Source organism: Yimella lutea (assembly GCF_006715095.1).
Taxonomy (GTDB): domain Bacteria; phylum Actinomycetota; class Actinomycetes; order Actinomycetales; family Dermatophilaceae; genus Yimella; species Yimella lutea.
In genome coordinates this window covers 271,929-291,678 of the sequence record NZ_VFMO01000001.1, presented here as the reverse complement: position 1 = coordinate 291,678, position 19,750 = coordinate 271,929, and the positions used below count along the sequence as shown (strand labels likewise).

Annotated in this window: 17 protein-coding genes; 8 read left to right on the top strand and 9 right to left on the bottom strand. The window is 66.2% G+C overall.

What is annotated here, in order from left to right:
- Positions 1-26 precede the first annotated feature (26 nt).
- The 3 genes from FB459_RS01390 to FB459_RS01380 all read left to right on the top strand — a co-directional run bounded on the left by FB459_RS01390 (position 27) and on the right by FB459_RS01380 (position 1,796).
- Positions 27-353: a tetratricopeptide repeat protein gene (locus tag FB459_RS01390; protein ID WP_141927200.1), complete on the top strand. Its 327-nt coding sequence runs from the start codon at positions 27-29 to the stop codon at positions 351-353.
- Positions 354-467: 114 nt separating this feature from the next.
- Positions 468-1,406, top strand: coding sequence for a pirin family protein (locus tag FB459_RS01385; protein WP_141927199.1), 939 nt, complete (start codon positions 468-470; stop codon positions 1,404-1,406).
- A 72-nt stretch (positions 1,407-1,478) separates the two neighbouring features.
- Complete coding sequence (locus FB459_RS01380) at positions 1,479-1,796, top strand: GNAT family N-acetyltransferase (RefSeq protein ID WP_129626515.1); 318 nt, start codon at positions 1,479-1,481, stop codon at positions 1,794-1,796.
- 292 nt (positions 1,797-2,088) lie between these two features.
- Here the strand turns inward: FB459_RS01380 and FB459_RS01375 are convergent, their stop codons facing one another.
- Entirely contained in the window at positions 2,089-3,465 is a 1,377-nt protein-coding gene (locus FB459_RS01375) for an aspartate aminotransferase family protein (RefSeq protein ID WP_141927198.1), read from the bottom strand.
- Positions 3,466-3,773: 308 nt separating this feature from the next.
- Positions 3,774-4,781 (bottom strand): glucose-6-phosphate dehydrogenase (coenzyme-F420), encoded by a 1,008-nt coding sequence (fgd, locus tag FB459_RS01370; RefSeq protein ID WP_141927197.1) that lies wholly within the window; start codon positions 4,779-4,781, stop codon positions 3,774-3,776.
- 88 nt (positions 4,782-4,869) lie between these two features.
- Here fgd and FB459_RS01365 point away from each other — a divergent pair, with 88 nt between their 5' ends.
- Complete coding sequence (locus tag FB459_RS01365) at positions 4,870-6,129, top strand: DUF4921 family protein (protein ID WP_141927196.1); 1,260 nt, start codon at positions 4,870-4,872, stop codon at positions 6,127-6,129.
- A gap of 222 nt (positions 6,130-6,351) precedes the next feature.
- Entirely contained in the window at positions 6,352-8,190 is a 1,839-nt protein-coding gene (locus FB459_RS01360) for a phosphoenolpyruvate carboxykinase (GTP) (RefSeq protein WP_141927195.1), read from the top strand.
- 58 nt (positions 8,191-8,248) lie between these two features.
- On the opposite strand, the gene FB459_RS01355 is transcribed toward FB459_RS01360, so the two are convergent.
- The 3 genes from FB459_RS01355 to FB459_RS01345 form a co-directional block, all read right to left on the bottom strand.
- Positions 8,249-9,235, bottom strand: a complete 987-nt coding sequence (locus FB459_RS01355; RefSeq protein ID WP_141927194.1) for an NYN domain-containing protein — start codon at positions 9,233-9,235, stop codon at positions 8,249-8,251.
- 437 nt (positions 9,236-9,672) lie between these two features.
- Complete coding sequence (locus tag FB459_RS01350; protein WP_246092269.1) at positions 9,673-11,706, bottom strand: M4 family metallopeptidase; 2,034 nt, start codon at positions 11,704-11,706, stop codon at positions 9,673-9,675.
- A gap of 199 nt (positions 11,707-11,905) precedes the next feature.
- Complete coding sequence (locus FB459_RS01345; RefSeq protein ID WP_141927193.1) at positions 11,906-12,619, bottom strand: exonuclease domain-containing protein; 714 nt, start codon at positions 12,617-12,619, stop codon at positions 11,906-11,908.
- Positions 12,620-12,743: 124 nt separating this feature from the next.
- On the opposite strand from FB459_RS01345, the gene gabT reads away from it, so the two are divergent.
- Positions 12,744-14,090, top strand: a complete 1,347-nt coding sequence (gene gabT, locus FB459_RS01340) for a 4-aminobutyrate--2-oxoglutarate transaminase (protein WP_141927192.1) — start codon at positions 12,744-12,746, stop codon at positions 14,088-14,090.
- A gap of 4 nt (positions 14,091-14,094) precedes the next feature.
- On the opposite strand, the gene FB459_RS01335 is transcribed toward gabT, so the two are convergent.
- Positions 14,095-15,555 (bottom strand): SIR2 family protein, encoded by a 1,461-nt coding sequence (locus tag FB459_RS01335; RefSeq protein WP_141927191.1) that lies wholly within the window; start codon positions 15,553-15,555, stop codon positions 14,095-14,097.
- A gap of 107 nt (positions 15,556-15,662) precedes the next feature.
- The gene (locus FB459_RS01330; RefSeq protein ID WP_141927190.1) at positions 15,663-16,166 is read right to left on the bottom strand and encodes a MarR family winged helix-turn-helix transcriptional regulator; all 504 of its coding nucleotides are present in this window, start codon (positions 16,164-16,166) and stop codon (positions 15,663-15,665) included.
- A gap of 119 nt (positions 16,167-16,285) precedes the next feature.
- Here FB459_RS01330 and FB459_RS01325 point away from each other — a divergent pair, with 119 nt between their 5' ends.
- The gene (locus tag FB459_RS01325) at positions 16,286-16,828 is read left to right on the top strand and encodes a YceI family protein (RefSeq protein ID WP_129626493.1); all 543 of its coding nucleotides are present in this window, start codon (positions 16,286-16,288) and stop codon (positions 16,826-16,828) included.
- A gap of 75 nt (positions 16,829-16,903) precedes the next feature.
- Here FB459_RS01325 and FB459_RS01320 read toward each other — a convergent pair whose 3' ends face one another.
- Together FB459_RS01320 and FB459_RS01315 are read right to left on the bottom strand one after the other, a co-directional pair.
- Positions 16,904-18,421, bottom strand: coding sequence for a fatty acyl-CoA synthetase (locus tag FB459_RS01320; RefSeq protein WP_342771004.1), 1,518 nt, complete (start codon positions 18,419-18,421; stop codon positions 16,904-16,906).
- On the bottom strand, positions 18,418-19,365 hold the full coding sequence (locus tag FB459_RS01315; protein ID WP_141927189.1) for an alpha/beta hydrolase: 948 nt from the start codon (positions 19,363-19,365) through the stop codon (positions 18,418-18,420). The genes FB459_RS01320 and FB459_RS01315 overlap by 4 nt, the downstream gene beginning before the upstream one ends.
- A gap of 97 nt (positions 19,366-19,462) precedes the next feature.
- Between FB459_RS01315 and FB459_RS17060 the strand changes: the two genes are divergently transcribed.
- A complete protein-coding gene (locus FB459_RS17060) occupies positions 19,463-19,624 on the top strand; it encodes a hypothetical protein (protein WP_168990273.1) in 162 nt (53 codons plus the stop codon).
- Positions 19,625-19,750 lie beyond the last annotated feature (126 nt).

Genomic DNA, 19,750 nt, shown 5'->3' with positions numbered 1-19,750 from the left:
TCCATCAGAAATCGGAAGGAGCACCGATGATCCAGGAGTTCGACCGTTACGAGTACGGACGTCGGCTGTTCGAGCAGCGCAAGTATGCGCAGGCGGCGCGTGAGTTCGAGGAACTGCTGACGTCCGGCGAGGGCCACGGCACCGGCGACGCCCGCGAGCTGCTCATGCGAGCGCTGTTCCACTCCGCGCAGTTGACCAAGGCCGAGGCCGCGGCCCGCGCGGCACTCGAGGACAACCCGACGGACGCGTACGCGCTCGTCGTCCTGGGCCGCACCCTGTACCGGCAGGCCCGGTACGAGGAGGCCGAGACCTATCTGAAGCAGGCCGAGGCGTTCGGCGTCTCGACCGTCTAGAAAGCCTCCACCGAGTGGCCGGGCTGTCAACTGGTGGCCGGTCTATACCCCGGCCACTCGTTCATAGCCCGGCCACTCGTTCATAGCCCGGCCACTCGGTGATGGGATGACGTCATGGCCACGCAACTGATGAAGCCGCGGGAGGTGCCGCTCGGCGGGCTGCGCGCGATCACCGTGCGGCGGACGCTGCCGGCGAAGGATCGCTCGTTCGTCGGGGCATGGTGCTTCGTCGATCACTACGGTCCGCAACGGGTTCGCGCGAACAACGAGGGTGGCATGGACGTCCCGCCGCACCCGCACACCGGACTGCAGACCGTCTCGTGGCTGTTCGAGGGCGAGATCGAGCACCGCGACTCCGGCGGCGCGATCGGCCAGGTGCGCCCGGGTGAGCTCAACCTGATGACCTCGGGCGCCGGCATCTGTCATTCCGAGGTGTCCACCGAGTCGACGGACGTGCTGCACGGCGTCCAACTCTGGGTTGTTCTGCCGGACGCCGACCGGCACACCGTCCGGAATTTCGAGCACTTCGCGGCCGAGCCGGTGGCGCTCGCGGACGACGCCGGCACCGCTCGCGTCTTCCTCGGCTCCCTCGCCGACGTCGCTGAGTCGCCGGTGCACACCTATACCCCGCTGCTCGGGGCACAACTCGACCTCGCGCCCGACGCGAAGGTCACGCTGCGGCTCGACCCGACGTTCGAACACGGGGTGCTGCTCGACACCGGCGCGGTGAGCGTGGACGGCGAGCCGCTGGAGTTCGGTGACCTGGTCTGCCAGGACGAGGGCCCGGATTCTCTTGTGCTGCAGGCAGGTCCGGACGGTGCGCGGATCATTCTGCTCGGCGGTGAGCCGTTCGAGGAAGAGATCATCATGTGGTGGAACTTCGTCGGGCGCACCCATGACGAGATCGAGCAGTTCCGTGAGCAGTGGCAGGCACAGGCCGAGCGTTTCGGCGAGGTCGAGGGGTACGAGGGCGAGACGCTGCGGATCCCGGCCCCGAAGCTGCCCGGTGTCCGGCTGCGTCCGCGCAACCGTCGCGGCAAACGGACTGCGTGAAACCCTGAACTACCCGTGAGTCACGCCTAGCGTTGTGACCAAGGATCCGACTCAGAGGAAGTGTTGCCCGACATGACCGACAAGCTCGACATCGACGTCCGTGACAACCCCGAGCGCAGCCGTTACGAAGCCGTCCACGACGGTGAGGTGATCGGGTTCGCGGAGTACGACAAGACCGAGGACGTCGTCGTGTTCACCCACACGGTCGTCGATTCGGGGTACGAAGGGAAGGGTGTCGCCGGACAACTCGTCCGGTTCGCGCTCGACGCGGTGCGCGACGAAGGCACCCGTGAGGTCGTGCCGCAGTGCTCGTACGTCAAGGGGTGGATCGCCAAGCACCCCGACTACATCCCGCTGGTCTACGGCCAGGCCAAGCCGGCCGCCGACTGACGACGTCCGAGAAGTTCATCGCCCGGTCGGTCTGAAAGGTGCCGCGTTCCAGTTGCGTAGCTGAACCCGAACGCTGGTTGAGTCAGGCGGCTGACGAAGCAAGCAGCGTGCGCCGAGACCACGGTGCCGCGAAGGAGAACCCGGCCACACGATGGATACGTGTGGCCGGGTTTCGTTGTGTCTCATCGGGTTCGGCGCGCGGGTTTTCCTTCGCCAGTCCCGCGGCTCAACCAGCGGTGAGTTCCGTTGGGTATGACCGATTTTCGGTGCAACCAGCGGTGATGATTGGTCGTCAGCCGGTGGTGAGGTCGCGAGCCATCTCGTCGAACACCGCCACGAATGCGTCGATGGCTTCATCGGTGTGGGTGATCGACAGCGTCCACTCCTCTTCACGCCCGGGGGTCATGAAGATGCCGCGGTTCATGTTGTAGAGCCACGCCAGGTCGGCCAGCGGGCCGTTCTGGTGCTCTTTGTAGCTGGCGTAGTCGACGACCTTCTCCGGCGCAAACGTCACGCAACCCTTCGAGCCGATGCCGACGGCGTACCCGGGCAGGTCGTACTTGTCGACGACGTCCTGGCAGCCACCGACGATGCGGTCGTTGAGGTGCGCGAGGTGCTTGTAGGCGTCCGGGGTGAGGACGTCGAGCAGGTTCGCGCGCATCGCGGCGACGCCGAGCGGGTTCCCGTTGTAGGTGCCGACCTGGTAGACCGAGCCGTCCTCGACGACGGACATGACCTCTTCGGTTCCACCGATCGCACCGGTGGGCAGACCCGCGCCGAGACCCTTGGCGAGCGTGACCATGTCGGGCAGCACGCCGAACAGTTCGGTGGCGCCACCCGGAGCAACCTGCAGGCCGGTCTTGACCTCGTCGAAGATCAGCACGATGCCGTGCTTCTTGGTGATCTCACGGACGGCCTCGAGGTAACCGGGTTCGGGGAGCACGACGCCGAGGTTCATCATCGCGGCTTCCATGATCACGCAGGCCGGCTTGCGGCCCTCCTTGTCGAGGGCAACGATGCGCCGCTCCATCGCGTCGGCGTCGTTGAACGGCACCGCGACGGTCATCTGGACGGTGGCGTCCGGGATTCCCGCACCGTAGGGCAGCGATTTGAGGTCGTCCTTGTCGCCGATCTCGCCGTAGGGCACGCCGATCGAGACCATGACGGTGTCGTGGTGGCCGTGGTACGAACCGAAGATCTTCATCACGGTGTCGCGACCGGCGTAGGCACGAGCGATGCGGATGGCGTCCATCGTCGACTCCGAACCGGAGTTCGTGAAACGCCACTTCGGTAGGTTCCAGCGGCGGGCGAGCTCGTCACCGACGACGATGGCGTCCTCGGTGGGTGCCGCGAAGTGCGTGCCCTTGGGGTAACGGTCGGCGATCGCCTTGCCGATGATCGGGTTCGCGTGACCCTGCACCATCGAGCCGAAGCCGTTGTGGAAGTCCCACATCTCGTTGCCGTCGACGTCCCACACGCGCGGGCCCGAACCACCCTCCAGGTAGATCGGCCACGGGTCGCGCAGCTGGTAGGACGACGCGACGCCGCCGGCGAGGTGCTTCTGCGCCCGGGCGTACATCTCCTTGGACTTCTGGGTCTTCTTGTCGAGCTTGGCCGCCTCGATCTCGGTGAGTTCGGCGATCCGCTCGGGACTGATCTCTACAGGCATGACAGTTCTCCAGCCGATCGGCCTGGCATCGGCGGCTGTGTCGTTCGGCTCCGACCGGCCTGGCAGCGGAGCAGGGCGCGTGAACGCGCGACCTCCACAGTACCCCGGACACTCACCCACGAAAGTTCGCAGAACGCGTCGAACGCAGCGCGGCCGCACGGCACGAGCGGACGCACTTTATCGGGGAAGGGCGGGTACAGACCGTCCACCGCGTTGGCCATGCTTGCGCAGACAGTGCTGAAATCGGCGTGAGTTTGTGCCCTTCGCCCGACTCGGCGAAGGGCACAAACTCACGCGGATTCTGCTTGTCAGCCGAGGGAGCGCAGGGGGTCGGCCAGGTCGCGCTCGAACTGCTCCAGGAAGCGGCGCTGGTCGTGGCCGGGCGCGTGGAAGACCAGGTGGTCGAATCCGGCGTCGACGTACGGCTTGACCTGCTCGAGCACCTCGTCCGGGTTCGAGGCGACGATCCACCGCTTGGCGACCTGCTCAATCGGGAGTTCGTCGGCCAGGCGCTCCATCTCGCGCGGTGAATCGACCGAGTGCTTCTGCTCGGGAGTGAGTGACAGGGGAGCCCAGAAGCGAGTGTTCTCAAGGGCATTCGCCGGGTCGGTGTCGTACGACAACTTGATCTCGATCATCTTGTCGAGGGCCTCGTAAGAACCCTTGCCCAGCTCAGCGCCCTCCTTCACCGCGGGCAGCAGTTCGTCGGTGTAGAGCGACATGCCCTTGCCGGAGGTGCAGATGAACCCGTCGCCCATGCGTCCGGCGTACTTGGCGACGGTCGGACCGCCGGCCGCGACGTACACCGGGATCCCGCCGTCGGGCACGTCGTAGATCGACGCCGAGTCGGTGCGGTAGTAATCGCCCTCGAAGGTGACCTCGTCGCCCTTCCACAGCTGTCGCATCAGTCGGACGGCCTCACGCAGACGGGCGAAGCGTTCCTTGAACGGCGGCCACTCGCCCTCGAACCCGGTGGCGATCTCGTTCAACGCCTCGCCGGTGCCGACGCCGAGCACGACCCGTCCCGGGAACAGGCAGCCCATCGTTGCGAACGCCTGCGCGATGACCGCGGGGTTGTAACGGAAGGTCGGAGTCATGACGGACGTGCCGAGCGTGATGTCGCTGGTCTGCGCGCCCACGGCCGACATCCACGAGATCGCGAACGGTGCGTGCCCGCCGTCGTGGCGCCACGGCTGGAAATGGTCGCTGACAAAGGCCGACTGCATTCCGTGTTGCTCGGCGGCGACGCCCAGGTCGACGAGTTCGCGCGGGCCGAACTGCTCGGCTGACGCTTTGTACCCGAGGGTGAGGGCCATGGGGTGCTCCTAGCGGGACGGTGGCGAGGCGGTGTCAAGGCGGTGGCGCGGTCTGACCGAGTATCCCCCGCGACCTAGGGTTGAGTGCATGGAGCCGTTGCTGCGACTGCCCGACGGCACCGTGAAGCAGATCAACCCGTTCTCCGGCACGGAGGTGTGGACGGTGCCCGGCCGCGGCAACCGTCCGCTGCCGTCGGTGCTGGACGACGTGCACTCGCTCACCGAACACGAGATCCGCAACCGGTGCGCGTTCTGCGAAGGGCGCTACCTGGAGACGACGCCGGAGCGCACTCGTTGGACGCGGGTCGAGTCCGGCTGGGTCGAGACAAGTGACCTCACGGCGGACGAGGTGATTGCGGCGCCGGCCGAGTTCCGCCGGATACCAAACCTTTTCGAGATCCTCTCCTACGACTACTGGCACCTCAACCACGGGTACGACGGTGGTCCGGCGGCACTCGAGCGCGAGGAGCACTACCTGTCGACGGAACTGGGTCGCCGGCACGTTCGCGACCTCGTCCGCACCCGGTTGAAGGCCAAGGGTGAGGAATCCGCCGACCTGGACGACGACCTGCTGCAGAACGAGTCACGCGGCTTCTTCGCCGGCTGCCATGACGTGATCGTCGCCCGCCGGCACTACGTCGACGGCGCGACGCGCACCGACCAGCTCGCGTCGTCCGGCACGCTCAGCCCGCACGAGCACACGGCTTTCGTCCGAGCGACGGTCAGCAGTGCACGGCGGTTGTACGAGGGCAACCCGCACGCGCAGTACGTCTCGATCTTCCAGAACTGGCTCGCGCCCGCCGGGGCGTCGTTCGAGCATCTGCACAAGCAACTGGTCGCGATCGACCGCATCGGTGGTCGACTGCGCGGGGAGATCGCCAAGTGGCGCAAGGACCCGGAGATCTACCGCCGGTTCGGGCCCGACCTCGCGCGCACGCACGGTCTGGTCATCGCCGAGAACGAGCACGCGATCGCATTCGCCGGCGTCGGGCACCGCTACCCGGGCATCGATGTGTTCACCAAGGCCGACGGGCTGCCGTGGGAGTTGGGGGACGAGGTGCTGCGCGGCTGGTCCGATCTGGTCCACGCCTGTCACGCCGCGACCGGCGTGCTCGTACCCACGAACGAGGAGTGGCACCACCAGCCGCCGTCCGTGCCGGGCGTGCGCATGCCGCTGCGGGCGGTCATCAAGTGGCGGATCAACAACCCGGCCGGATTCGAAGGCGGCACAGGGGTGTTCGTCAACACCATCGACCCGTGGACGTTGCGCGAGCGGCTGGTCGATCGACTGGGTGACCTGCGCAGCGACGGTGTGTTGGGTGAGGTCGAACGCGGGTCGACCACCTGAGTGACAGCAACTGCTGACAAAGATCGGGCTTTGTCCTGCGTGAGCCAAGATGTTACCGACGGGTAAATAAATAGGACCCGCGTCACACCGCCGCTGTCGGCCATGGCAGATTTGACCCCAGCACGGCCAACCCCAGAAGAAGTACTATTCTGAGTAGTAGCTAGGACAATGACGTCCGAACGCGACGTCATGCCTCGCACCCGTTGAGAGGGAAGTGAACCGATGGTTGATGTGGCGGCGGCGCTCGAAGCCGGTGGCCTGACGAATCCCCATGTTCGCGAGTACGTCGAACACTGGGCGAAGATCACCGGCGCGGACCGCGTCGAAGTGGTCGGCGCCGAGGATGACGCGCGACTGATCCAGGAATGCCTGGACGCGGGCGAGCTCGAGCCGGCCGGGGAGGGCCTGTACTACTCGCGCAGCTACGAGAAGGACACCGCGCGCTCGGAGGAGCGCACCATCGTCGCCACGAACCGTGAGAGCGACAAGGGTGTCTACAACAACTGGCGCCCGGCGCAGGAGATGAAGCAGGTCCAGGGCGAGCGCATGACCGGCGCCTCGAAGGGCAAGACGATGTACGTCGTCCCCTACCTGATGTCGCCCCCCGGCGCTCCGCTGGAGAAGTACGCCGCCGGGGTCGAACTCACCGACTCGCGCACCGTCGTCCTGCACATGATCCGCATGGCCCGCGTCGGCGCCGACTACATCAACAAGCTCGCCGAGCCCGACCACTTCGTGCGCGCCGTGCACGTCACCGGCGACCTGGAGAACCTCGGCCAGGGCACCGACGACGACCAGCGTTACTTCGTCACCGTCGCCGACGAGCGCACCATCCTGCACTTCGGTTCCAGCTACGGCGGCAACGCCTTGCTGGGCAAGATCGCCCACGGTCTGCGCCAGGCGGCGTACGACGGATGGGCCTCCAAGGAGTTCCTGTCCGAGCAGTTCATGCTGATCGGCATCAAGGACAAGGAGACCGGCAAGGAGTACCACATCTGTGGTGGCTTCCCGAGTGCCTCGGGCAAGACCAACCTGGCCATGATGCTCCCGCCGGACGCCCTGGGCGACCGGTACGAAGTCTCCTTCTACGGCGACGACATCGCCTGGCTGTGGGTCGGCGACGACGGCAAGCTCTACGGCATGAACCCCGAGTTCGGTGCGTTCGGTGTCGCCAAGGACACCAACGAGAAGACCAACCCGACGGCGCTCGCGTCCGTGGCACCCGGCACCGGCACGATCTTCACCAACGTCGCCTACAACGAGAAGACCCACGAGGTGTGGTGGGAGGGCAAGACCCCGAACACCCCCTCGGACGTCGAGGGCTGGCGTGACTGGCGCGGTCGCCTCATCTCCGAGCGCAGCGACGATGAGAAGAGCGCCCCGTGGGCGCACCCGAACAGCCGCTTCACCACGACGCTGGCCAATGTGCCGAACGTCGCGCAGGACTTCGAGGACCCCAAGGGTGTGCCGATCGACGGCATCATCTTCGGTGGCCGCACCCGGGACCGTGAGCCGCTGATCCGCGCGATCGACGACCTCGCCGAAGGTGTGTACGACGGTCTGACGCTCGGCGCCGAGGCGACCGCTGCGGCCGACGGCAAGGAGGGCGTGCTGCGTTACGACCCGATGTCGATGCGCCCGTTCATGTCGTACGGCGAGGGCGATTACGCCCAGCACTGGCTCGACATCATCGGCGCCGTCAAGGACAAGCCGATCTTCGCGCACGTGAACTGGTTCCAGCGCAGCCAGGAGGACGGTCACTACCTGTGGCCCGGCTACCGCGAGAACCTGCGTCCGCTGCTGTGGCTGATGGCGCTGAAGAACGGCGAGGTCGACGGCGTCAAGACGCCGGCCGGCATCATCCCCAAGCAGGAGGAACTCAACCTCGAAGGCCTGGAGATGCCGCAGGCCGACCTCGACAGGATCCTGTCGATCGACGTGCCGCGCTGGCGCGAAGAGATGGGCTACCGCGAGGAGCACCTCAAGGCGTTCGAGCGTTTGCCGCAGGAGATCTGGGAAGCCCACCGCCGCGTCGCCAAGGACTTCGACGACGCCGAGTGACCTACACCCGTAATCAACGAAAGTGGCCGCTCCTGCGGCCACTTTTCGTTTGCTCCCGCTACTCGGCGAATTCCTCGGCGACGTCCCAGAATCGGGTACGAAGCCGAAAACGGGTGGGCTCGCTGATCTCGTAGACACCGAGGCGACCGGACAGGTCGACCAGCAGCGCCCGGTCGAGTTCCGGCGGTATCGACGGCTTGCGCTCCAGCAGGTGAGCGCGTGCGCTCGGCGACGCCGAACGCATCCACGACGACACGACGGCCTTGCTGACCGCGGTGATCGCGGCCTCCTCGTCGGCGGTGACCAACATCGCCGGGTCGACCCGGTCGAAGTCAATCGGTACCGGGATGGGCGCCGGTCGGTCGACCCGCCTGGCGGGCATCTGTTTCGGGCTCGGGCGAGCGCCGATACTCGTGGGAGTAGGCGCCGAATCTACTTGCGGTTCAGCGGTTTCGCTGGCCGAAGGCTGCTCGGGGGCGGGAGCCGGCGTGGTGCGCACGAACACGGTGTCGTCGATGATCGACGGATCGACGAGCTGGACGTCGTCGGCCTCGCGCCACAGGTGCTTGGAGACACCGTTGGGGTTCCCGTCCTTGTCCGGCACGGCCAACACGATCACCTGGGCGCCGAGGTGCTGAGCTTCCTCCACTGCTTCGGTGAGATCGTCGTCGCCGCTGAGCAGATAGATGATGTCGACGATCCGGTTGCGGCTGTGGGTGGCGAGGTCGAGCCCGATGCGCAGGTCGACACCCTTCTGCTCGCCGCCGTACGACAGGCGTCCCAAGCGCAGTTTCACGCGCGGCAGCATGCCGATGCGTTCCTGAAGTTCGTCCGGGTTGCCACCACGCTGACCGCCGGAGTCGTACCAGTTGACGCGCAGCAACGGCAGTCCGCTCAGCCGTTCCGCCTGCGCGATGAGCTGCTCGATCAAACGCTGATGGTCCACGACCACACCGGCACGCAACGAACTCCCCGAGACGCAGGTGGCGGTGGCCGCCAACAGGTATCCGGCATCGACGTACAGGGCGCAATAGGACCGGTTCATGACCCGACCCTAACGAGGCGGGTCGTCCGCCGTGTCGGGTTGGCCCGACCTCGAACCCGCCAGTGGACGGGAGTGTGCTGCCCACCCCTGGGGAGGAGGGTTAGGTTCGTCAACGCAGACCGAGGGGAAAGACCGTCATCGTCCGGGGGGTGCTGGTCACTGCACTGAACCTGGACATCGGAGCGAAGATCCGGTTGGCCGAGCAGGTTGCAGCACGTGCCGGATCGGGAATTGGTCTGACAGGCAAAGAGAATGGCGAAGTGGCCGGGTCCCCCCGCGGACCCGGCCACTTCACGTCCAGCAGACGCGTTCGATCAAGCCTTGATCGAGACGTCGTCGAAGACGAAGCTCGTCTGGGCGGAGGAGTCCTCCGTGGCCGAGAACTTCAACGTGACCGACTGGCCCTTGTAGGCGGACAGGTCGACCGTGACCTGCTTCTACGCACCCTTGGTCAGGTTCGAGTACGAAGCAACCGTGCGGGCCGTGCCGCCGGACGGGGTCACCGTCACCGATGCCTTGTCGTACGCGGTGTACGAGGTGGTCTCGGACGAGTCCACGGACACCCAGTAGGTGAGGGTGGCCGAGGTGGACGTCGACGGGATGGTCACCGTCTGCTGCTCGTACTCCGAGGAGGTCGTACCGTTTCCGCCGAGCCACATCTTCCAGCTGCCGCTGTGCGCGGTGCGGCCGGTGTTGTTCGTGATCGGTCCGCTGGTGCCGGTCCAACCGGTGCTACCGGATTCGAAGCCACCGTTGGTGACACGCTCGCTGCCGGTCGGCGTCGGGTCGGTCGGGCCGGGGTCGGTGGTGCCGGAGCAGGCCGCCGTGCCCTTGGGAACGGTGATCGCGTTGAACGCCTTCTCGACCGCGGTGCAGACCGCGCTGCTCGAGCCGTACAGCTCGATCGCCGACTTGATCGCACCTTCACGAGCTGCCCGGTAGTTCGAGCTCGTGGTGAGCTTGGTGGACAGGGTGCGGTACCAGACCTTCTCGATATTGGTCCGTCCTGCGCCTGTGACCGCCGGTGCGCCACCACAAGTCGGCGAGTTGTAGGAGACCCCGTTGATCGTCTTCGAACCCGACCCTTCGGCAGCCATGTAGAACCAGTGGTTCAGCGGGCCGGAGGAGTAGTGCGGGTCGACGGTGATGGTGCTGGAGGAGTAGCAGTCCAGGCTGACGCCGTCCTTGCTCGGCTTGTCCATGTAACGCAGCGGCGTGCCGTTGCCGTTGAGGTTGATCAGCTCACCCATGTAGTAGTCGGGGTTGTCGGCGGGAAGAGCCGCGTGGAACTCGACGGCGACGCCGAAGATGTCCGAGGTCGCCTCGTTGAGGCCACCCGACTCCACGTAGCGGCCGGCGCCCGGGTTGCCGTAGTCGAGGTTCGCGGTGTTCTCGGTGACGCCGTGGGTCATCTCGTGCGAGGCGACATCGAGTTCGGTCAGCGGGGCAGCGTTGTTGCGGCCGTCGCCGTAAGTCATCTGGGTACCGTCCCAGAAGGCGTTGACGTAGCTGTCGCCGTAGTGGACGCGGCTACGAGCGCCGGTACCGTTGTTCCAGATGCCGTTACGGCCGAGCACGTCCTTGAAGTAGGCGAACGTGGTGTCGGCGCCGAACTGTGCATCGACGGCCGCCGACTGACGGCTGCTGGTGGAACCGGTGCCCCACGCATCGTCGGAGTCGGTGAACTGGGTGCCGGTGCCGGAGGTGCCGTTGTTCATGTCGGTCGTGTAATTGCCGGTGTTCGGGTTGCGCAACTGGTAGGCGCCACCCGAGTACGTGGTCGACAGGCTCACGCTGCCGACGAACACGCCGCGACCGGTGCCGGCGTGGATCTTCTCGCTCGAGGAGACCACGGCGCCGGTCGACGCGTCGACCATCACGACCTGGCGGCTCGGGGTCTGGTTGTGCGCGACGCCCTCGGTGGTGACGGCGCGGACGAGGCTCGCGGTGCCGTCGGCGTGAAGGATGACGGCCTGCTCGGACTTCGTCGCCTTGACCTGCTTCGGCGCGCCGTCCTTGGTGCGCTCGGCGCTGTGGCCGACCGCTTTCTGGCGGGCGCCGGCGTCGGTGACCTTCGCGGTACCGGACGGCAGCGAGACCTTCGCCTCGACGTTCCAGATGGTGTCGACGATCTTGCCGCCCGCGTCACGCTTGACGATGAGGTCGCCGCCGATGACCTTCATCCCGGCGTAGGTGCGGTCGTAGCGGGTGTGCGTGGAGCCGTCCGGGTCGGTGATGACCGACTTGACGACCAGCTTCTCCTTGGCGCCGAGGCCGAGGGACTTCGCGGTGTCGCCGGCCGCCTTGCCGGCCGCCGCCATCTGACCGGCGTAGGTGGCCGGGGTGACCGACATGGCGGCCGCGGGGGCAGCGGCCTTGGGGGCGGCGACGTGCGCCGCGTCGGCAGGTGTGCCGAACGTGAGGGCGGCAACGGAACCGAGGGCCACGGGGCCGAGCGCTGTGCGCTTCATGTACTCCTCCTACGGAGCGGGAAAGGGAACGGCGTGCGGGGTGACACGCCGTTCGCTGAGAGTGCTCCCTGCGTCCGTTAGTAGGACAGTGGCTTTGACAAAGCTTGACCAAGGCAAGACGAAACCTTGATCGGAGACGTCCTCGCGCTGACCGTTTCCTTACCGATGAGCAGGGGTGCGCTTTACCGGCACCGAGGAGTTATGCCTGAGGGTTATGCGGCACACCGTGTGCGTGAGCGCGGATGTTGTTCCAGCGGCGGCGCAGCTTCCACCGAAGACGACGGTAACGACGACGAAGCTTGCGACGCAACGGAATCCGGGCGTACGGATCACGAATCGGAAGCGCGATGCGCTGGGTGTGGGCGTCGGTGAGTGCGTGGCGCAGCACCTCGACGAGCACCCGGACGTCGTCCTCGGCGTCGTGCGGTCTGGCCTGTGGGACGTCCCAGTAAGTGCACAGGGATTCGAGGGAGAACGTGGCCGCAGGAGTCTTCAGCGCGCGGGTCAGCTCGATCGTGCACAGGCGCTCGCGAGTGGGCAACGTCGAGCCGACGCGTTTGGCCTCGGCGGCGAGAAAGGCCCAGTCGAAACGTGCGTTGTGCGCCACGACGACACGATCACGGACGAGGTCGGCGACGGTCGGTGCGATCTGGGCGAACGTGGGCGCTCCGGCCAGGCGCTCGGCAGTGATGCCGTGGAGGTCGACGGGACCCGGGTCGACGCCTGGATCGACCAACGTGCTCCAGCGTCGCTCGATCGACCCGGATGCATCGAGTTGGGTGACCGCGACCTGCAGGACGCGGTGGTGGCGCGGGTCGAGTCCGGTGGTCTCGACGTCGAGCACCGCGTAATTGTGTGGAAAGCGGCGACTCACCTCGACCGGAAGCGGTTCGGGAGGAGTCGTCGAGGTCATGGCACCACTGTAGGAGCACGGTCCGACAGTCCCGGGAGACAAGTCGCGGACGAGGGCATACCGTTGGCCAGGTCGGGCTCAAGAGTTCGACTTCGAAATGTCACCACGTTCGGGAGCCGTCACAATGTCCGAGTCACAGTCAGCGACCGTCGCGTCGATCCGTCAGTTGCGCACGCAGATCCCGGGTCCGAAGTCCCGTGAACTGCACGCTGCTCGCGAGAAGGCCGTCTCCAGCGGATTCGGTGTCACCTCGCCGATCTTCATCGACCATGTCGAGGGTTCGATGCTGGTCGACGTCGACGACAACAAGCTGATCGACTTCGCGTCCGGTATCGCAGTGACCAGTGTCGGTGCGGCGAACCCGAAGGTCGCTGAAGCCGTTGCTGCACAAGCGAAGTCGGCGATCCACACCTGCTTCATGGTGACCGAGTACCAAGGCTTCGTCGACGTCTGCGCGAAGCTGAACGAGTTGACGCCGGGCGACTTCGACAAGCGCAGCGCGCTGTTCACCAGTGGTGCGGAGGCGATCGAGAACGCCGTGAAGATCGCCCGCGCCTACACCGGTCGCCCGGCAGTCGTCGTCCTCGATCACGCGTACCACGGGCGCACGCACATGACGATGTCGATGACCGCGAAGAACGTGCCCTACAAGCAGGGATTCGGTCCGTTCGCGACCGAGGTGTACCGGACGCCGACCGCGTACGGCTTCCGCTGGCCGAACGGGCGCGAGAACGCTGCGTCCGAGGCGCTGGCGATGCTGAAGGAAATGGTGCTGACCCAGATCGGTGCCGGTAACGTCGCCTGCATCGTGGCCGAGCCGATCGCGGGGGAGGGCGGTTTCATCGCTCCCGAGCCCGGCTTCCTCAAGGGTGTGCAGGACTTCGCGCGTGAGCACGGCATCGTGTTCGTCGCCGACGAGATTCAGACCGGATTCGCCCGTACCGGAACGCTTTTCGCCTCCGAGTTCGAGAACATCGAGCCCGACCTCATCACCACCGCCAAGGCGCTCGGTGGTGGCATGCCGATCTCCGCGGTCACCGGGCGGGCCGAGATCATGAACGCGGCGCCGGTCGGTGGCATCGGCGGTACGTACGCCGGCAACCCGGTGGCCTGTGCTGCTGCGCTCGCGGCGATCGAGGTCATCGAGAGCGATGACCTGGTCGGTCGTGCGAAACAGATCGAAGCGGTGGCGATGCCGCGCCTGGAAAGCTTCGTGCAGTCGTCCCCGTACGTCGGTGAGGCGCGCGGTCGTGGAGCGATGCTGGCGATCGAGTTCGTCACCGACGACGGCATCACCCCGAATGCGGATGCAGCCAAGAAGGTTGCTGCTCAAGCCAATTCGCAGGGCGTGCTGACGTTGACCTGCGGCACTTTCGGCAACGTCATCCGCCTGCTCCCGCCGTTGATCATCAGCGACGAAGAACTGGACGAAGGCCTCGACGTGATCGGGGAAGCGATCGACGCACTCTGAGCGATCAGAGTCGCAGGGCGCCTTTGAGTCCCTGCCAGGCGTGGCCGGTCTGTCTCTCGACCTCGCTGGCAATCTCGCGCACTCGTTGCGCAAGGTCGCGCTCGTCGATGGTCAACTGACTGTCGAAGCGTTCGTCCAGGACGCTGGTCGATGCCGACCAGGCATGCATGGCGACGGCGTCCAGGAAGATCTCGAGCACCCGTCCGGGGTCGTCACCCTCCCGGTCGACGCTGATCCAGTCGAGTTCGTCCTGCCAGAGCGCCGAGCGCGCCGGGTCGGGATGAAGACTCAGTACGGTGCCGAAGTTCGCGGTGCCGGCTGTCGGCCGCAGGTAGTCGCGCACCTGGTGCACCAGTCGCAGCACGTTGTCGTCCGTCAGCGATGCTCCGATGACCAGTAGGTGCGAGGTCAACAACATCGACTGGAACAGTGCGCCGGCCGGCCGATGCCGTGCGTCGTACGCCGCGAACTGTGAGCGGGTGAGCACGATGTCGTCCGGATGCTGCACATCGCCGTGCATCTTCAGCAGCCAGGGCCGTCCGTCGGTGCGCCGTTCGTACGGCAACACCGCCAGGCGTATGCGGTGGTCGGCGGAACTCACCGCACGTTCGTAGAGATCGTCGTAGTTGGTGGTGGCCGACTGCTGAACCCGTAGCGCGGCGAGCAGCAGATGCGACAGCCCGGGACGCTTGACCGTCTTGACCTGATCGACGACCGCCGAGGCGAACTTCGGGTCGCGCCGCTGCAGCAACTCGGCCTGATCCAGCAGCGACAGTTCGCCGAACGACTGGGGCGTGATCGTGTCCGGCAACTTCGCGGCTGCCACGATCCGGGCAACGAGGGTGCGCCAATCGGGAAGTCCGGCACCGACGCTCACGCCTGCGCCGAGGAAGAGCGACAGTTCACCCTTGCGGGCGCGGGTGCCGAGGGTCTGCGCCAGGGAGAGCGTGGGCTCGTCCGGACGCCCGGACTGTGCGAACCCCGGGAACCATCGCGTCGGATCCCCGAGTCGGGCGTCCTGAAGTGCCTGGAAACGACGCTCGTCGATGGTCGTGAGCAGGATGTCGAGCACGTGATGCTCGGCGGCTTTCACCAGTACGTCGAGCAATCGGCCTTGGACAGAGCCGGATTCGTCGTCGAGCCCGCCACCGCCGACGCCGAGCACCGGGACGGCGACCCGCGCCAGGCGGGTGTTCAGTGTCGCGGCGACATCGTCCAGACAAGCGGCGAGGTGCGCGACGAGCGCGTCAGCGTCCGAGCGTCCGCGGTCGGTTACGTCGACCCACCAGGTGCGACCGGTCCTGCCGAAGTGCTGTTCGTCGAAGCGTGCGGGCTTGCTGGTGTCGACGCCGAGCTTCGTCCATTCCTCACGCACCGAGAAGGTGGAGTCAGTGGGCAGGACGATCGCGTCGTACGCGACATCGGCCAGGTCGGCGTGCAGTAGGAAGAGGTGGCCCTTGAGCATGGGTCGATCCTGTCAAACCAGGGGGACGGTCGCCGGTCGGACGCAGAAGGTTCTCTACCGTTGAGAAGGTTCGATCACCGTTCCGGGAAGGAGGAAACCTCCTCGGATCAGGAAACCTTCGTGTTCGGGTAGGTGACCTCAGGCCCGTCGATGCCGTCCAGCACCGCGCTGGTCGCGCGGCCCAGGGCCTCCAGCGATGCCTCATCCAGGCGATCGAACAGGTGACGGCGCACCGTCTCGACGTGGCCGGGTGCGACCTTGTCGAGCGCGGCTTGACCCTCGGCCGTGATCCCGATCCAGGCACCGCGGCGGTCCTGCTCACAGTCGATACGGCTGACCAGTCCGCGTGCTTCCATCCGCTTGACCTGATGCGACAGTCGGCTGCGCTCCCAGAACATCCCGTCGGCCAGCACGGTGGCGCGCAACCGGCGGTCAGGTGCCTCGCTCAGTGCGACCAACACCTCGAAGTCGGGTAGTGAGAGTCCGCCGTCGGCCTGCAACTGCCGCGAGATCAGCGCGTTCAACTCGCGATGTGCGAGCAGCCATTGGCGCCAGACCTGCTGCTGTCGGTCGTCGAGCCAACGCGGCTCGGGTGTCTCGTTCCCGCTCATTTCCGGGCTCCCTTCGGCGTAGTTGACATGTCAAGAATAACACCTCTATTGTTGGTGACACGTCAACAACAGCTGCGGCGCCGGCTCGGCCGCACCGCGTTCAACAAGGAGCACTACATATGTCCGGTATCGACACGCTGAACGGCACCTACGTTATCGACCCGTCGCACACCCGCATCGGCTTCGTGGTCCGCCACGCGATGGTCACCAAGGTCCGCGGCTCGTTCAACGAGGTCGACGGCAAGGCCGTCACCGGTGAGAACCTGCAGGATGCGTCCATCGACGTCACGATCGACACCGCATCGGTCGACACCCGCAACGCCGACCGTGACGGGCACCTGAAGAGCGCCGACTTCTTCGACGTCGAGAAGTACCCGACGATCACCTTCAAGAGCACCGACGTCCAGGCCAAGGGCGATGACCTCGTCGTCACCGGCGACCTGACCATCAAGGACCTCACCAAGTCGATTACCATCGAGTTCGAGTACGAGGGTGGGGCCACCGACCCGTTCGGCAACCAGCGTGTCGGCTTCGAGGGCAAGACCGTCGTCAACCGCGCGGAGTACGGTCTGACCTGGAACGCAGCCCTCGAGACCGGCGGCGTCCTGGTCTCCGACAAGGTCACCTTGGAGTTCGAAATTTCCGCGATTCGTCAGGCCTGATCCGCCCGCGGCCTGACCGCAAAGCAAGCCCCCGCCCCACCGCGAACCCCCGTCGCGGTGGGGCGGGCTCGTTCGTCAGCCGCGAAGTTCGCGTTTGAGGATCTTGCCGGACGCGTTGCGCGGCAGATCGTCGATGAACTCGATCTGCTTGGGCACCTTGAAGGACGCCACCTGCGTGCGCGCGTGCTCGGTGAGCGTCTCGACGTCCAGGTCGGACGCTTCGGGCCGGCGCACGACGAACGCCACGATCTTCTCCACCCACTTCTCGTCCGGCACCCCGACGACCGCGACCTCGGCGACGCCGGGGTGGGTGTAAAGAGCGTCCTCGACCTCGCGGGACGCGACGAGCACACCGCCGGTGTTGATGACGTCCTTGATGCGGTCGACGACGAAGATGTAGCCTTCCTCGTCCTGGCGCACCAAGTCGCCGGAGTGGAACCAGCCATCGGCGAACGCTTCTTCGGTGGCCTTGAAATTGTTCCAGTAGCCGTCGCACAACTGCGGTGAGCGGTAGACGATCTCACCGCATTCGCCGGTCGGGACGTCGTCGCCGGACGCGTCGACGACCCGTGCCTCGACGAACAGCACCGGCTTGCCCGCGCTGTCCGGACGCGCCTCGTGCTCCTCCGGTCGCAGCACCGTCGTCAGTGGTGCGACCTCGCTCTGACCGAAGCAGTTGTAGAAACCGACAGTCGGCGCCTTCGCCTGCCACTTCTTGAGCACCGGCACCGGCATGATCGACGCCCCGTAGTAGGCCTTGGTCAGCCCACCGAACGAAAGTCGTTCGAAATCAGGGTGATTCGCCATGCCCACCCACAGTGTCGGTGCTGCGAAGAACGAACGGTGACCGTCGTTCGCCAGCCGGTTCAGGACGTCCGCTGCTTCGGGCACTTCGAGGATCGTGTTCGTCTGACCGATCATCAGCCCCGGCAGTACGAACACGTGCATCTGCGCCGAGTGGTACAGCGGCATCACGTGCAACGGGTTGTCGTCCGGGTGCAGGTCGAGCGCGTGGATGCACGACACGTACTCGCTGACCAGCGCCCGGTGCGACATGATCGCGCCCTTCGGAGCCGATGTCGTGCCGGAGGTGTAGAGCAACTGGACGGTGTCGGTGTCCCGGCCGCGCTCCTCGAAGTCGGGTGTTGAATCACCTTGTGCCACAGCGAGAATAGAGTCGCCGGCGTCGCGGAGCGTAATGACGGCGGACGGCTGGTGCTCGATGTCGTCGAGGCGGGCGGCGAACGCGGGATCGACCAGGACGAGCGTGCTTGCGCTGTTGTTGATCAGGTGGTCGAGCTCGCGGCCGAGCAGGTTGTAGTTGAGCGGCACATGGATGAACCCGGCGCGTGCGCAGGCCAGGAACGCGATCAGGTAGGCGTCGGAGTTCTTGCCGAGGGTTGCGATGCGCGCTTTCGGTTCGAGTCCAAGACCGGCCAGGTGGTGCGCGACCCGGGTGACCGCGTCGTCCAACTCGCGGTAGCTCCAGGTGCGGTCGCCGAAGCGCACGGCCTCCCGGTCGCCGAATCGCGCGGCACTTCGGCGGACGACGTCCGACACCGTGTTGCTGCGCAGCGTGGTCGCGTCCATCATGCGCTGGTCCCCTGCTGGGGAAGATGTGCGTCGAACCAGGCGAGCAGGTCGGCGGTCACCTCGTCGCGGTTGGTCTCATTGAGCAGTTCGTGACGAGCCTCGGGATAGATCGTCGTCGTGACCTCGCGGACGCCCGTCGTGCGCAACTGTGCCGCCACCTCGCGCACGCCCTTGGCCTCCTTGCCGCCGACCGGATCGTTGCTGCCGGACACCAGCAGGATCGGCAGATCGTCCGGGGTCGCCGAAACGACCTTGTCGTCGTTGACCCGCTCCAGTCCGTGCAGCAGGTCGGCGTAGAACCCGGCCGTGAACAGCTCGCCGCACTTGGGATCGGCGATGTACCTGTCGACCTCGGCCTCGTCGCGCGAGAGCCAGTCGAAGTCGGTGCGTGCCGGTTTGAAGGCGGCGTTGTACTGGCCGAAGGTGAGTTTGTTCATCAGGCCGGACGGGTGCCGGCGACCCTTCACCTTCGCCTGTACGCCGGCGATTGCGCGGCCCACCTTGCCGAGCGGGCCGGCCGATCCACCGGTGCCCGAGAGCACCAAGCCGGCGAGTTCGGATCCGTACTTCGTGACGTACATCCGCGAGAGGAACGATCCCATCGAGTGGCCGAACAGGAACACCGGCAGGCCCGGGTGGTCGGCCTTGATCCGCTGGGTGAGCACGGACATGTCGTCGACGACGGCGTCGAAACCTTCCTCGTCCTTGAAGTAACCGACGTCGTTCGGGTCGCGGACCGTCTTGCCGTGGCCGCGGTGGTCACCGGCGTAGACCACATACCCGGCGTCGGTCAGTGCCTGGGCGAACCGCTCGTAACGGGCGCCGTGCTCGGCCATCCCGTGCGCGAGCTGGACGGCGGCGCGCGGAGTGCCCTCCGGCGACCAGCAGTGGACGAAGACCGGCGTCTCGTCGGCGGTGTCGAGCAGGAAGGTGTCGGTGCGCACGGTGTTCCTCGTTCCGAATGTGACCAAGCAGGTGACCAGATGACTGTGGTGAGCCTATGCCGCCGGGTCCGTCGGCGCGGCCGATCCGAAAACGTCAATGTCGCCAGATCAGCCGGAGCCACAGAAGCTCCCGCAACTGCTCGAGCGCCGTGTGTTCAAGCCGGCCGGGGTGAATCAGACCAGCTACCCGACGACCGCCGGCACGAAGGGTCCGTTCCTGGTCGGTACCGCGTTCGCCGGCAACAGACCTACCCGCTGAACAGTTTCGACCCGTCGGTGTTCGGTGCTGCCGGGGCGCTCGTCCTACCAAGGACCTCAACGCCTTCACCGAGGCCCTGCTGAGGTTCGGGGAAACCCGACAGGCCGTCCGGGCGTTGACCCGACA